Origin of the sequence: Mesorhizobium sp. LMG 17147, assembly GCF_024297145.1 — a bacterium.
Lineage (GTDB): Bacteria > Pseudomonadota > Alphaproteobacteria > Rhizobiales > Rhizobiaceae > Mesorhizobium.
In genome coordinates, this window is record NZ_JANCTC010000002.1 from 190579 (window position 1) to 203376 (window position 12798).

At 61.8% G+C, this 12798-nt stretch carries 16 protein-coding genes and 1 pseudogene; 9 read left to right on the forward strand and 8 right to left on the reverse strand.

The genetic code is table 11. The annotated features are described in order from the left end of the window. The first annotated feature begins 75 nt into the window (after positions 1 to 75). The 3 genes from NMG46_RS04740 (at position 76) to NMG46_RS04750 (ending at position 4008) form a co-directional block, all read left to right on the forward strand. Positions 76 to 1440, forward strand: a complete 1365-nt coding sequence (locus NMG46_RS04740; protein ID WP_254816575.1) for a sugar ABC transporter permease — start codon at positions 76 to 78, stop codon at positions 1438 to 1440. A 15-nt stretch (positions 1441 to 1455) separates the two neighbouring features. Further along, the gene (locus NMG46_RS04745) at positions 1456 to 2256 is read left to right on the forward strand and encodes an ATP-binding cassette domain-containing protein (RefSeq protein WP_254816576.1); all 801 of its coding nucleotides are present in this window, start codon (positions 1456 to 1458) and stop codon (positions 2254 to 2256) included. 129 nt (positions 2257 to 2385) lie between these two features. After that, a complete protein-coding gene (locus tag NMG46_RS04750) occupies positions 2386 to 4008 on the forward strand; it encodes a CHASE domain-containing protein (protein WP_254816577.1) in 1623 nt (540 codons plus the stop codon). Between the two features lie 97 nt (positions 4009 to 4105). Here NMG46_RS04750 and NMG46_RS04755 read toward each other — a convergent pair whose 3' ends face one another. The 3 genes and pseudogenes from NMG46_RS04755 to NMG46_RS04765 form a co-directional block, all read right to left on the reverse strand. Then, a complete protein-coding gene (locus NMG46_RS04755) occupies positions 4106 to 4351 on the reverse strand; it encodes a YMGG-like glycine zipper-containing protein (RefSeq protein ID WP_006328050.1) in 246 nt (81 codons plus the stop codon). 345 nt (positions 4352 to 4696) lie between these two features. After that, positions 4697 to 4867, reverse strand: a complete 171-nt coding sequence (locus tag NMG46_RS04760) for a hypothetical protein (protein WP_254816578.1) — start codon at positions 4865 to 4867, stop codon at positions 4697 to 4699. A gap of 129 nt (positions 4868 to 4996) precedes the next feature. After that, positions 4997 to 6009 (reverse strand): annotated as a pseudogene (locus NMG46_RS04765) (sensor histidine kinase). Here NMG46_RS04765 and NMG46_RS29845 point away from each other — a divergent pair. Then, complete coding sequence (locus NMG46_RS29845) at positions 5917 to 6114, forward strand: hypothetical protein (RefSeq protein ID WP_254817084.1); 198 nt, start codon at positions 5917 to 5919, stop codon at positions 6112 to 6114. The pseudogene NMG46_RS04765 and the gene NMG46_RS29845 overlap by 93 nt on opposite strands. Before the next feature lie 107 nt (positions 6115 to 6221). On the opposite strand, the gene NMG46_RS04775 is transcribed toward NMG46_RS29845, so the two are convergent. Together NMG46_RS04775 and NMG46_RS04780 are read right to left on the reverse strand one after the other, a co-directional pair. Then, a complete protein-coding gene (locus tag NMG46_RS04775; protein WP_023678541.1) occupies positions 6222 to 6386 on the reverse strand; it encodes a DUF1328 domain-containing protein in 165 nt (54 codons plus the stop codon). Positions 6387 to 6622: 236 nt separating this feature from the next. Next, a complete protein-coding gene (locus NMG46_RS04780) occupies positions 6623 to 7417 on the reverse strand; it encodes a response regulator (RefSeq protein ID WP_254816579.1) in 795 nt (264 codons plus the stop codon). Positions 7418 to 7632: 215 nt separating this feature from the next. On the opposite strand from NMG46_RS04780, the gene NMG46_RS04785 reads away from it, so the two are divergent. Both NMG46_RS04785 and NMG46_RS04790 read left to right on the forward strand, forming a co-directional pair. Continuing rightward, entirely contained in the window at positions 7633 to 7836 is a 204-nt protein-coding gene (locus tag NMG46_RS04785; RefSeq protein WP_023678543.1) for a NepR family anti-sigma factor, read from the forward strand. A gap of 3 nt (positions 7837 to 7839) precedes the next feature. Next, positions 7840 to 8391: a sigma-70 family RNA polymerase sigma factor gene (locus tag NMG46_RS04790; protein ID WP_254816580.1), complete on the forward strand. Its 552-nt coding sequence runs from the start codon at positions 7840 to 7842 to the stop codon at positions 8389 to 8391. A gap of 29 nt (positions 8392 to 8420) precedes the next feature. On the opposite strand, the gene NMG46_RS04795 is transcribed toward NMG46_RS04790, so the two are convergent. Then, positions 8421 to 8798 carry a response regulator gene (locus NMG46_RS04795; RefSeq protein WP_254816581.1) on the reverse strand — a complete coding sequence of 126 codons (378 nt, stop codon included), beginning with the start codon at positions 8796 to 8798 and terminating at the stop codon, positions 8421 to 8423. A gap of 223 nt (positions 8799 to 9021) precedes the next feature. Here NMG46_RS04795 and NMG46_RS04800 point away from each other — a divergent pair, with 223 nt between their 5' ends. Then, positions 9022 to 9348 (forward strand): YqjD family protein, encoded by a 327-nt coding sequence (locus NMG46_RS04800; RefSeq protein ID WP_254816582.1) that lies wholly within the window; start codon positions 9022 to 9024, stop codon positions 9346 to 9348. Positions 9349 to 9358: 10 nt separating this feature from the next. After that, positions 9359 to 9838 (forward strand): hypothetical protein, encoded by a 480-nt coding sequence (locus tag NMG46_RS04805; protein ID WP_254816583.1) that lies wholly within the window; start codon positions 9359 to 9361, stop codon positions 9836 to 9838. A gap of 56 nt (positions 9839 to 9894) precedes the next feature. Here the strand turns inward: NMG46_RS04805 and NMG46_RS04810 are convergent, their stop codons facing one another. Beyond that, positions 9895 to 11421: an HWE histidine kinase domain-containing protein gene (locus NMG46_RS04810; RefSeq protein ID WP_254816584.1), complete on the reverse strand. Its 1527-nt coding sequence runs from the start codon at positions 11419 to 11421 to the stop codon at positions 9895 to 9897. Positions 11422 to 11564: 143 nt separating this feature from the next. Here NMG46_RS04810 and NMG46_RS04815 point away from each other — a divergent pair, with 143 nt between their 5' ends. Continuing rightward, the gene (locus NMG46_RS04815) at positions 11565 to 11738 is read left to right on the forward strand and encodes a hypothetical protein (RefSeq protein ID WP_254816585.1); all 174 of its coding nucleotides are present in this window, start codon (positions 11565 to 11567) and stop codon (positions 11736 to 11738) included. A gap of 58 nt (positions 11739 to 11796) precedes the next feature. Here the strand turns inward: NMG46_RS04815 and NMG46_RS04820 are convergent, their stop codons facing one another. Next, the gene (locus NMG46_RS04820) at positions 11797 to 12717 is read right to left on the reverse strand and encodes a diacylglycerol kinase family protein (protein WP_254816586.1); all 921 of its coding nucleotides are present in this window, start codon (positions 12715 to 12717) and stop codon (positions 11797 to 11799) included. Between the last annotated feature and the right edge of the window lie 81 nt (positions 12718 to 12798).

The following is a 12798-nucleotide window of genomic DNA, read 5'->3' on the forward strand; positions in this document are numbered from 1 at the left end:
TTTCCGCTTCCGGCGGATAACTTCTAGGCTGCTTCCGGCATCCGCGGCAGACGGCAACCCGGCGGGAGAAACATGATGACCGACACGACTTCCAACACGCCGGTCGACAGCACGGCAGACCGGGCGCGGGAATCCGAGCTCGGCATCGTTGCCCGGTTTCTCAAGGCAACCGAGATCGACACCCGTATGCTCGGCATGATCGGCGCGCTGTTGGTCATCTGGATCGGGCTGCATGTCGTTTCCAGCGTACGGCTCGGCGTCAATCCGTTCGACTTCGACAGCCGGACCTTCCTGACGCCACGCAATCTCTGGAACCTCTCGGTGCAGACTTCCGCCGTGGCCATAATGGCCGCCGGAATGGTGCTGGTTATCGTCATGCGCAATATCGATCTGTCGGTCGGTTCCGCCGAAGGCTTGATCGGCGTGGTCATGGGCTTTGCGCAGGTGCATTTCCTGGTGCGAATGATCGGTCTGCAACTCGGCAACCCCTGGATCTGGATCCTGGCGCTGGCCATTGGCCTGGCGCTCGGCCTTCTTATCGGAGCGTTCCAGGGATACATCATCGCTTATCTCGAGGTGCCGGCCTTCATCGTGACGCTGGGCGGCCTTCTGGTCTGGCGGGGTGCCGCATGGTGGGTCGCCAGCGGTCAGACGATTGCGCCGCTTGATGCCACGTTCCAGCTGATGGGCGGTGGGCCGGCGGGTTCGATCGGCGCGCGATGGAGCTGGATCGTCGGAATTATCGCGTGCCTGGCGGTTGTGTTCATGCTGCTCAACGGGCGGGTGCAGCGCAAGCGGTTCCGCTTTCCGTTGCGCCCGATCTGGGCCGAGACGTTCCTCGGTGTCCTCACCTGCGCTGTCATCATGGGCGCCATATGGCTCGCCAATTCCTATCCTTGGCCGGTCGGCATCGTGAACAGATACGCGGCGGCCAACAATATAACGGTTCCCGAAGGCGGGCTGTTCATCGCCCATGGCATCGCCATACCCGTGCTGATGGCCGTGGCGGTCGGGCTGATCATGACCTTCATCACCAAGCGTACCCGTTTCGGCCGCTATGTCTTCGCCATCGGCGGCAATCCGGAAGCCGCCAACCTTGCCGGTATCAACACGCGTTGGGTGACCATGAAGGTGTTCATGATCATGGGCGTGCTGGCAACGATCGCCGCGGCGATCTCGTCAGCCAGGCAGAACTCGTCGACCAATGCGCTGGGCACGCTAGACGAACTGCTGGTCATCGCCGCCGCGGTCATCGGCGGCACGTCACTTGCAGGCGGCTCCGGCACTGTGCTCGGCGCCATGCTCGGCGCACTTTTGATGCAGTCGCTGCAATCCGGCATGGTGCTGCTCGGCATCGATTCACCGCTGCAGAGCATCGTCGTCGGCGCCGTGCTGGTGCTCGCGGTCTGGCTCGATACCGTCTATCGCAAACGCGTTTAGGGAGGAGGAACGATCATGGCCGACAAGACCGCTCCCACGGGCACGCCGCTGATCGACATGCGCAACATCTCGATCGCCTTCGGCGGCATTCGCGCCGTCGACGATGCCTCGGTCGATCTTTTCCCGGGCGAGGTGATGGCTTTGCTCGGCCACAACGGTGCCGGCAAATCGACGTTGATAAAAATCCTGTCCGGCGCCTACAAGCGCGATGCGGGCCAGATTTTCGTCAACGGCGAGGAGGCTTCGATCTCCAACCCCCGCGACGCCAAGAAGTACGGCATCGAGACGATCTATCAGACGCTGGCGCTGGCCGACAATGTCGATGCGGCCGCCAACCTGTTTCTCGGCCGCGAGCTGATGACCGGCTGGGGTACGCTCGACGACGTCGCCATGGAGGCCGAGGCGCGCAAGGTGATGGGCAGGCTCAACCCGCGTTTCCAACGCTTCAAGGAGCCGGTGGTAAAGCTTTCGGGCGGCCAGCGGCAGTCGGTGGCGATCGCCCGCGCCATTCTGTTCAATGCTCGCATCCTGATCATGGACGAGCCGACGGCGGCACTCGGGCCGCAGGAGACGGCGCAGGTCGGCGAACTGGTCAAGCAGCTCAAGGCCGACGGCATCGGCATCTTCCTGATCAGCCATGATATTCACGACGTGTTCGAGCTTGCCGACCGTGTCTGCGTCATGAAGAACGGTCGGGTTGTCGGCACGGCGCGCACAACCGACGTCACCCAGGACGAAGTGCTCGGCATGATCATCCTCGGCAAGTGCCCACCCGGCGCCATTCCGGGGCCGGGCGCGCTGAAGATCGCCGCATGAACGAGAATTAGCCGGCTAATCACAAGCCGCCAAAATGTGCCAGCCGTCACCATGCTTTGGCTTGGCCATTGTGTTGGCGTCGGGACTTGCCCATAAAGATGCCGAACCGTCCACGGGACGTATCAGCAATTGAAGAAGCTGTTTCCGACCGTCGCTTTTATCGCCGTCGCGCTGATCAGCCTGACGATGGCGGGCTTTGCCTATTTTGCCACCCAGGAGGCGGCCCGCATAAAATTCGAGGCGACGGCGGACGACGCGCTTAACCGGATCGAAAGCCGCATCGACCTGGACCTGTCGCTGCTGCGTTCGACCCGAGCGCTGTTCGACGCGCGCAATGGCGGTATCTCGCAAGGCGAGTTCAAGGCTTTCTTCAACGCGCTCGACATCGACAATAATTTCGCCGGCCTGCGCGGCATCGGTTTCCTCCGCCTGGCGAAAACTGGCAACGAGGCGGCGGTCGAGCGCGACATCCTGCACGATCACGGCGCAAGCCATCCGATCTACCCCGACACGAACTTACCGTGGCGTACGCCCATCGTGCTGTTCGAACCGCTGGATCCGTCCAACCAATCCAGCATCGGCTACGACATGTTCACCGGGCCGGCGCGGCGCGAGGCGATCGAAAAGGCGATGGCCGACGATCAGCAGCACGCCAGCGGGCTCGTGCAGCTCGGCAAGGATACGGGTGCCGCGCAGACCTTTACCGGGTTCCTCGTCTTCGTCCGGCTCAATGTCGAAACCGCGCCGGACGCCGTGAACGCGACGAGATCCTCGACTGCCGGCTTCCTTTATGCGGCCTTCCGCGCCCGTGACCTGTTCCAGGCTGCGCTCAGTCGGGCACCATTGCTGCCAGTCAACACCGAGATCTATGACGGCACAGTTGACAGCGACAACCTGCTGTTCCAATCGGAAACGCCGCCTGTTTCGAGCCTCGGCGACAGGCTGCTGGTCACCCGTAAGATCACCGTCGCCGGCCGGCCGTGGGTCGTCCTGTTCAGGCCGACAAGTGCTTTCTCGCAACCTTCCTCGCGCGCCATCCCGGTGATGCTCGGATTGTTCGGACTGCTGCTTGCGGGCGCCATCGCGCTGGTGGCCCGCTATCAGGAGCGGGCCTATGAGGCGATCTCGCTGCTTCACGAAACGACCGAGAAGAGCCTGCTGGAAAAAGACCTGATGCTGCAGGAGATGAAGCATCGCATCAAGAACTCGATCACGCGGGTGCTGGCAATCGCGCGCCAGACAGCATCGCACACCACCGACGTCCAGGAATTCTCGGCTTCTTTCTCGGCCCGGCTGCAGGCGATGGCGGCTTCTCAGGACATGCTGACGCGCTCACGCTGGCAGAAAGCCGATCTCGGCGACCTGCTGCGCATCGAGCTAGGCCAGGTGTTCGGCAGTGAGCTGCCTGAAGGGCTGCTGTCGGGACCGCAGGTTCTTCTCGATGAAAAGACGACGCAGGCACTCGGCCTCGTCTTTCACGAACTGGCGACGAACGCGCTGAAGCATGGCGAAGCCGGCAATTCAGTCGGCGCGCTGAAGGTCGACTGGTCGCTCGAAGCCCGTGGCGGCGCCCGGACATTGGCTCTCAACTGGCGCGAGGCCGGTCAGAAGAAGCTCGCGACACCGGCAAAGAGCGGTTTTGGCACCAGACTGATCGATCTCAACGTCACACGCGAATTGCATGGCACAATCAGGCGCGATTTTCGCGAAGATGGCTTGAACGTGGAAATCAAGGTTCCGCTGCCGGCCTGAAACGCCTCTCGCGGGCCGCGTCGCAACAGCGCTTTAAAGGGCAAACGCGGAGACAGGTGGCCTGCCTCCGCGTTTGCTGTTCGCCTGGAGCTCGAAACTAGTTGCAGCGAGCTGTGTAAATCCGGCCGTGACGATCTCTGTATTGGCAGTAGCCATTTTGCAGACGGCGAACCAGCAGACCGCCAATCGCACCAGCGCCGGCGCCGATCAAAGCGCCCTTGCCGCCGCCGACAGCGCCACCAATGAGCGCGCCGCCCACAGTGCCGATACCCACGTTCTCTTCCGTGGTGGTGCAGCCGCTGACCGCAACCACGGCAACCATGGCAATAATCATCTTCCGCATGGAGTCATCCTCACCTTTGTCCTCACTTTAATAAGCTCCAGCCGCCATTTAGCATGAAAGTACGGCCTTTGCCCGCACGATTTCATTGTTGATTAAGATAGTCTTTTTCGGGGCGTGCGCCGTTCGATGCTACCACGAACCCGGAAATCTCCAAGGACGCATCGAGCGTGCCGTCGGGACGCACGTTCCAGACCATCCTGTCATAGTCGTCCTCGGGCGCCGGATCGACGGCAAGGCATTTGGCGACGAGATGTTGGGCTTGGCCTTACAGGTCGGCGACCGCGAATGGGCGCGGCCGAGTACTCGGGCAGTGGTTTCAAAGCGGTCAAGCAGAGGCGAGCTCGATCAGATCAGCTGGGACGCGGCGGTCAGGACGATCGCGACCATAAGCGCGACGGCGGCGAAGCGGAGGGGCGAAGCACGAGGCGCGGGCGCTGCGGACGCTTCAGGATCCTGAAAACCGCCCATCGAGACGCGAGCGGCCTGTTCCAGTCTGTTCAAGTCGGCAGCCGTCAAGGCCCATTCCTTTCATTCTGTGCCAAACTCAATCTATGGATCGACACGTCGGACAGGATCGGACTTTATGGTGAACAGTCGGTAAAGTTGGCGATGCGCAGAAGCCTTCTCGCGGCGGCCGCCGCTCGTTCAATCCGTCTCGAAATTGCCGTGAGGAACGACAAGGCGGTATTCGAGGCGGTTCCCGGTGATCTCAAGTGTCGCCGTTCCATTCAACGATGTGGGTACGACGCGTTCAAGCGCGACGCTGCCAAAACGCTTCTCATTGCGCTGATTGTCGTTGGCTCCGATCACTTCGGCCCATGTCAGCGACAGCGCAGGCTCGCCAGCGGAAGCTGCCGTCAGATCGGCCGTCACCTCGACGAAACCGTCGCTGCGCGACAGCGCGCCATAGCTGACCGAATTGAGGGCGAGCTCATGCATGGCCAAGCCGATGTGCAAGGCGGCATTGGGGTTGAGATATGGATTTGCGCCGCGGAAACGCAGGCTGTGTACGGGGTCGGCGCCGTACCTGCCGACCTGACCGGAAACCAGCTCGCGCAGCGCTGCGCCCCGCCAGTTGGATGATGTGACCAGGTCCTGCGAGGAGGCCAGCGACTGCAATCGGCCCCGGAAACGCGTCAGGAAATCGTCAATGCTGCCGGAATAACGGCCTGTCTGGGTGGCGATGCTCTGGATGATGGCCAAAAGGTTCTTGGAGCGATGACTGACTTCACGCAGCAGCGCCTTCAGCGTCTGCTCCCGGCGTTTCTGCTCGGTTGTTTCGACCATCGTGGTCACGATGCCCTGCACCGCGCCGGTGTCGCTGCGGTCGGCGTCGATCCACACCTGAAACCAGCGGGCGCCATCATCGGCCGGCACGCTGAGTTCGAGATGTTGAGGATTGCCGGAGACGATGACGTCGTGCTTGGCAGGCCGATACGCTCTGCCTGCGCCGGCGGCAAGATGCCGTTGTTGTCGGAGGCATCGGAAGTCCATGGTGCGCGCATGTTGCGCGCCCACACAGTTTTCATCTCGCGATCTTGGTATAGAACGGAAACCCCGGCATTGTGCAAAGCGTGAAGAAGGGCTCGGCCAAGCTGCATTCCGCTTTCGGCGGGATGCGGAGCGATGATCTCATCACTCTGGCCGCGGTCTTTCATTTTTCCGACTCTGGAACGCATCGGTCAATTTTGCTCAACCACGTCGGGCTGAACGGCTCAGGGAAAAATGGGTTCCAAAAGGAGGAGCTGCGGATCAAGCCCTAAAAAGCGGTCCGCCGAGCGGCATCCCGTTGGAGGACACTGCCCGGCGGTGGCTGGAAACCGTTTGAGGGGTGCGGCTTCCAGTGTTCGCTTGAATGGCCGCTTGGCATTCACGCCCGTCTGATCAGGCCGGCAATTAGCGATATGATCAGGAAGGCGAGAAAGATGAAGAACAATATCTGCGCTATGCCGGCCGAGGTGCCAGCGATGCCGCCGAAACCAAGCGCACCGGCGATAATCGCCACGACTAGAAATACGAGCGCCCAGTAAAGCATGATCCATCTCCTTCCAATGCTGCGGTGAAAACGTGATTCGCCTCCGTTTGTTCCACCATTTCCCGAAAAAGACGATGCTGAAAATCGTTGCGGCCCGAATTGCTGCGATGTGTGCGAAAAGGTCCTCGTCAGGTTAGGCAGCAGTTGGCTGTCGTGTGTTAAGCCGGCGTCACGCCCCATCTGGTCCAAGAGGAGTGGCTATCCCACACCTGGCGGCGGCAACTCGGCCTAGCTGTTCATGCCGCGGCTTTCGCGTGCCGGTCAAAGAACAGGGCCTGGCTGATAAGAGCCTTGACCATATCCGGGTTGAACGGCTTGGTAACGAGGAAAGCCGGTTCCGGCCGCTCGCCGGTGAGCAGGCGCTCGGGAAAGGCGGTGATGAAGATCACCGGCACCGAGGTGGACGACAGGATCTCATTGACGGCCGCGATGCCCGAACTGCCGTCGGCAAGCTGAATATCGGCAAGCACCATCTTTGGCCGCGTCTTGCCGAACATCGCCACCGCCTCGGCGTGGGTGCGCGCCGTTCCGACGACGCGGTGGCCGAGGCTTTCGACCATTTCCTCGATATCCATGGCGATCAGCGGCTCATCCTCGATGATCAGCACATCGGTTGCCACCTGGCGGGAGATCTCGTTGCTCGCCTGCGCGAGAAGTTCGGAGAATTCCTGTTCGTCGACGTCGAGAATCTCCGCCGCCTCGTCTTCGCTGAAGCCTTCAACCGCGACCAGCAGAAAGGCTTGGCGGGGACGAGGCGCAATTGCATTCAGATTGGCCGCGGCACGCTGTTCCCATGCTGACTGGGCATGCTCCTGCGGAACGCGAATGGCCACTGAGGTGAAGAGCTTGGCATAGACCTTGTAGAGCGCGATGCGGTCGTTCGATGCGTTCGGAAAGATGTCGACATCGGCAATGATGGCCTCGAGCATTGCGGCGACCAGCGCGTCGCCGCTCTCCTGCGATCCGGATACAGCGCGCGAGAAGCGGCGCAGGAACGGCAGGTGCGGAGCGATGGTTGCTGATAGGCTCATATTGGACGTCTCCCTCATATGACGTGATGCATGTTACAGCTAAAAACGGTTCGCAGGGCCCAAGGTTGAAAACGCAGGTTCTGCGAAAAAGTTCCGATCATGCGGAACTAAGTATATGGGCTGGCGTTTAAGGGCGGGTTGGGCAACCAGACGAGGCTGCCGCTTGCCTTGCGTTATGTGTTGAAGGGCGGCTTAAGGCTGGGACAAAAGGGCGAATGAAGAACATGACGAAAGCTACCATGGGTGGCGTTGGCAACGGGCGCCGGGCTGCTTCCCGCGACCCGCTTGGGCCGAACTCGGAAATCGGCCGCAAACTCAAACAATACTACGACGAGCTGGTCTCCGACAATGTGCCGGATCGCTTCGCCCAACTGCTCAGCCAGTTGGAAAAGGCCGAACCTGTACAAAAGAAGGACTGAGGCATGGCGGCCGTCTCCCAGGGCTTCAAGGCCGACTTGCTCGGCTCGATCCCGAGCCTGCGGGCTTTTGCCGTGTCGCTGACGCAAAACGCCGACAAGGCCGACGACCTGGTGCAGGAAACATTGGTCAAGGCCTGGGACAAGCATGAAAGCTTCCAGCCCGGCACCAATCTGAAGGCATGGCTGTTCACGATCTTGCGCAACGAATTCTATTCGCAGATGCGCAAGCGCGGCCGCGAGGTGCAGGATAGCGATGGCGTCATGACGGCCAGGCTTGCCGTTCACCCGGCCCAGCACGGCCAGCTTGACCTCGAAGACTTTCGCGGCGCGCTCGAATTGCTGCCAGAAGACCAGCGCGAAGCCATTATCCTCATCGGCGCGTCGGGCTTCTCCTACGAGGAAGCGGCCGAGATCTGCGGCTGCGCCGTCGGAACGATCAAGAGCCGCGTCAGCCGCGCCCGCACACGGCTGCAGGAAATCCTGAAGATCTCCGGTGAAGACGAGTATGGCCCGGACGCAATTTCGGCTCAGGTAACCGGGTCGACGGCTGCGTGAAGCGCGGCGTGTTCGAACCGCTCCGCGCCTCAGGAGAGAGGCGTTCGCCTGCAGGCCGCCACTGCCTCGACGAGATCGTCTCCCGAATAGGGCTTGGTGACCAGCCTGACGCCGGGAAAGGATTTCTTGATCTCGTTCGTATCCGAATAGCCGGAGGCGAAGACGAACGGGATGCCCGCTTCACGCAGCCGCGAAGCAAATTGGAGCGTCGAAACGCCGCTCAGCATGAGGTCGACTATGGCGACATCGAACTGCGCGGCAACGTCTTGCTGTTCGATCTCAGTCAGATCACGGGCGATGACCACATTGAGCGCGCCGTAGTCGCGGCAAAGCTGCTCGATATCCATGGCAATCAGGAACTCATCTTCCAGGATAAGAATCCGCAAACCGTCAAGTGATGCGCGCACGCAGCAATATCTCCTTAGATGCGTATCGTGAAACGAGGGAAGTCATGATCGTTATTTGGCATGCTGTCATTTAAAAAAGACGTGCCGGCGCGGATGCGTCGGCCTCGGCCCATGCAAGGCATTTGCAACGCGCGCTGCCGGAGATAGGGTTAGAAGAGGTTCGCGCCGGAACCTTGGGGTCTGTCGGGCGTTTCGACCGAGCAAAATCATGGAGAGTGAAGCAATGGCGACTGCCGCAGGTAAGGCCGGGAACGAAGCCCGCACGAATTCCGATATTGAGGCCGACATCGCACAATTGAAGGCCGACATCGATCAACTTACCAAGCTGTTGGCCAAAACTGGCGAACATGGCTACGGGGCGGCGCGGCGAGTCGCCGCCGAAAGCGTCGAGCAGTTGCGAACCCAGGGCGAGGCAGCCTTCGATAGCTTGCGCACCAACGCCAGGGACATCGAGGCGCAGATGATAGCGCATATGCGCGAAAAACCGGTGACTTCGCTGGCGATCGCCGCAGGCGTCGGATTCCTCTTCGCGCTTCTCGCGCGCCGCTAGTTCTGCACGCATGGGAATGCTTGCATCGCTGATCTCGGGCCTTGCCTCGGGCGAAACCATTGCGGCGGTGCAACGCGTGCGCGTCGCTGCGATTGTTTATTTGGTCGCAGCGCTCGCGGCGCTGTGCGGCCTCGGCTTCCTCGTCGGGGCGGCTTATATCTGGGCGGCGGCCAGCTATGGGCCGATGGCAGCTTCCCTGAGCTTCGGGATCGGCTTTCTGGCAATCGCCGGTCTCATCCTGCTCGTCTACCGGATGTCGGCCGGCTCGCGCGCCAGGCGCCGGGCGAAGCGACGCAACGCCGACATTAAGGCTATCGGCATCACTGCGGCACTCGCCGTGCTGCCGGCGCTGCTCAAGGGCAAAGGTGGCCTGGCGAAGGGCGGGTTGGGCGCCATTCTCGGCCCGGCGATAGCACTCGCTGCCTACGCTATCTACCGCGAGAATGTGAAGCGCGGCTCGGATGACCCGGATACCGGCAAACGCGAATAGTTCGGAGGGGATAGTTCGGGGCGAACGATTCGGGCGCCGGTCGCAAAATGCCGGCGTCACAAATCTTCGAGCGGAATCGATATTTCGGCGACAACGCCATCCGGCCGGAATTCATGGGTCACCTCGCTGGAAATGACCTTGGCCAGGCTGCGGCGGATCAGGATCGAGCCGAAGCCATGGCGTTCGGGCGGCGCAACCTGCGGTCCGCCGCTTTCGCGCCAGGCCAGCAACAGACGCCGTGCACCCTTCCTGCCTTGTACCTTCCAATCGAGATCGACCTTTCCGGAAGAAACCGAGAGCGACCCGTATTGCAGTGCGTTGCTTGCCAGTTCATGCAGGATCAGCCCGAGTCCGACTGCCTGGTCGGGTGAGAGCAAAACATCGGCGCCGGAGATCGCCATCCGCGATTGTCCGGCGGCTTGGAACGGCTTTACCTCGATCTGCACCAGCTCGCGGATGCCGATGCCCCGCCACTCGCGGTCCGACAGCAGGCTGTGCGCAACGCCCAGTGCCTGCAGCCTGGCACTGAAGGCGCCGAGGAATTCGCTTGGCTGGCGGGCATGGCGAACGGTCTGCGTGGCCAGCGCCTGTACAGTTGCCAACGTGTTCTTGACGCGATGATTGAGCTCGCGCAGCAACAGCCGTTGGCGTTCGTCGCCTAGCTTGCGTTCAGTGATGTCGTAATTGACGCCGAAGATCAGCGTCGGCGTGCCCTCGCCGTCGCGCTCTATGACGCGGCCGCGCGTTGCGACCCATCGTGGCGGATCGAGGCCTCTGACACGGTATTCGCCAAAATAGTCATCGCTACCGGTCAGCGCGTCGCGAAAGCATGTTTCGGTCTGGTGAACGTCGCGCGGGTCGATGGCGGTCAGGATGTCGCGCGCCCTCAGCCTGTTCGACTTCGGCAGGTTGAACAATTCGGGCAGCAGGACGTCGCAGTCGATCATGTCGCTGCGGATATCCCATGCCCAGCTGGCAAGCGAAGCCGCGTCGAGCGCGATAGCGCGCCGCTTTTCCTCTCGAACCAACGCGGCCTTGGCGATCGCCGCGCTGCGGGTTGCATCCTTCAGCGTGAACAGGCTGGCGGCGAGTCCAGCCAGCGCCGACAACTGGTCGAGCTGGACAGAGGAGGGATGTGCGTGCGGCTTCCGGTCGAGCACGCACAGCGTGCCGATCAGCGCGCCGTCGATCATGATCGGCACGCCTGCATAAAAGCGGATATGATGCTCGCCGGTGACCAGCGGATTAGCTTTGAACCGCGGATCGGCCGCCGCGTCGGCCACCACCATCGGCACGTTGCCGGCTGCGATGGCATAGGCACAGAACGATGTCTCGGTTGCGGTTTCGGTCTGGTCGAGGCCGATACAGGACTTGAACCACTGCCGCTCGGCGTCGACCAGCGTGATCAGTGCGACAGGCGTTTGCATCGCCGAAGCGGCAAGACCGCCGATGCGATCGAAATCAGGGTCGGCAGCCCTGTCCAGCGCGTCGAGGCCGTGCAGCACGGCAAGACGGTCCGCGGCGCCCACCACACGGCGAATATCGGCCGGCAGGCCCGGCGTGTTCTGGCTATTGTCGTCCACTATGCCCCCAGTGGCCGGCTCTGATTGATCAGGCCAACCGGCCCGTTTGCCGCCTTGCAGAGCCGGAACTTTCGCTGCGGGGGGCCGTTACCAGCCAACGCCCCGCCAGTTACGCCTGCCGGCGCCAAATATGGAGCCAGACAATGCCAAAAACCATTCCTGAAAACAAAGCCCGTCAAGGGCGGCGGGGTCAGCATGTCCTTCGTATCCTGATCGCCGCGCTGCTGCTGGCTTTTATCGCCTGGGGCGTCGCCGAAATCTACGGCTGGATGATCGAGACGCCGAGGACCGAACAGAGCAACACCCCCAGCGGCTAGGTTCTCCCCATCGCTCGTGCCAGCTCGCATCACGCAACCCCACATCAGGCATCCCACGTCAGGCAACCTTTGCCTCGGCGGCGCGCGCCGGGACGAGAACATTCAACGCGCGCGGATGGATTTCGACGGTCGTCTCGCGATCGAGCTTTACCAGTTCACCGTCCATGACGGCCTGAACTTTCCTGTTCGTCGAATGGATTTTCAAAACGGCGCGGTTTGCCTGATGGATTTCGACATGTTCGTTGCCGCGCCATTTCCCACGGGCGACGTCAAAGAGGAACCTGATCAATTCGCCGCGCCGCCGTGCTACGGTGACATAGATGCCCAGCACGCCGCCTGCCGGATCATCGGCATAGGGCAGGTGGCCCTCGCCAAACAGATTGTTGGTGATGCCGATACCGGTGATCCGGGTTTTGATCTCGGCCTCGCCGATCGTCAGCGTTACGTTCATCGCCGGCGGGTTGTTGATCGTTGCCCAAGCGGCTCGCACCGAGGCACGCATCTTCCCCAGCCGCGAGCCGAATTCCATCTTCTGGCGCAGTTGCACCATCCTGGCATGCATGCCGATCGAGAATTGATGCACGAAAGGCCGGCCGTTGGCTGTTGCAATGTCAATCGCCATCACCTCGCCGTCGGCAAACGATTTCAGCGCCGCATCGAGGGTCTGCGGAATGCCGAGGCCGCGCGCAAAAAGGTTCATTGTGCCAGCCGGCAGAATTGCCAGTGCCTTCTCCCCATTCATCAAACGGGCTGCCGCGGCCGAAATGGTGCCGTCGCCGCCGCCGGCCAGCACGGCGTCGATGCCGCGCCTGGAAGCTACGCCGTCCAGTGTGGCGACGATGTCCTCGCCGGCAACGATTTCGATATCGATCGAGTGGCCGGCAGTCTCAAGCGTGCCGCGCATCCGACTGGCGAAGGCCTCAAGATCGATGGTGCGCAGGGTGCCGCCGTCCTTGTTCAGCACCGCTGCAAACCGCATGGCCGTTCCATTTTTTCCAGCACCTATCCGGCCGGGACGGGGTCCCAGCCGGGAGTGGAACGGCGCGGCCGAGAAAATGTT

Bases quoted from the DNA above. Each gene is read 5' to 3' on its own strand.
- NMG46_RS04815 (WP_254816585.1), top strand. From the start codon at position 11,565: ATGCCAAAAACCATTCCTGAAAACAAAGCCCGTCAAGGGCGGCGGGGT.
- NMG46_RS04775 (WP_023678541.1), bottom strand. From the start codon at position 6,386: ATGCTTTACTGGGCGCTCGTATTTCTAGTCGTGGCGATTATCGCCGGT.
- NMG46_RS04785 (WP_023678543.1), top strand. From the start codon at position 7,633: ATGAAGAACATGACGAAAGCTACCATGGGTGGCGTTGGCAACGGGCGC.
- NMG46_RS04800 (WP_254816582.1), top strand. From the start codon at position 9,022: ATGGCGACTGCCGCAGGTAAGGCCGGGAACGAAGCCCGCACGAATTCC.
- NMG46_RS04755 (WP_006328050.1), bottom strand. From the start codon at position 4,351: ATGCGGAAGATGATTATTGCCATGGTTGCCGTGGTTGCGGTCAGCGGC.
- NMG46_RS04780 (WP_254816579.1), bottom strand. From the start codon at position 7,417: ATGAGCCTATCAGCAACCATCGCTCCGCACCTGCCGTTCCTGCGCCGC.
- NMG46_RS04820 (WP_254816586.1), bottom strand. From the start codon at position 12,717: ATGCGGTTTGCAGCGGTGCTGAACAAGGACGGCGGCACCCTGCGCACC.
- NMG46_RS04745 (WP_254816576.1), top strand. From the start codon at position 1,456: ATGGCCGACAAGACCGCTCCCACGGGCACGCCGCTGATCGACATGCGC.
- NMG46_RS04740 (WP_254816575.1), top strand. From the start codon at position 76: ATGACCGACACGACTTCCAACACGCCGGTCGACAGCACGGCAGACCGG.
- NMG46_RS04805 (WP_254816583.1), top strand. From the start codon at position 9,359: ATGGGAATGCTTGCATCGCTGATCTCGGGCCTTGCCTCGGGCGAAACC.
- NMG46_RS04790 (WP_254816580.1), top strand. From the start codon at position 7,840: ATGGCGGCCGTCTCCCAGGGCTTCAAGGCCGACTTGCTCGGCTCGATC.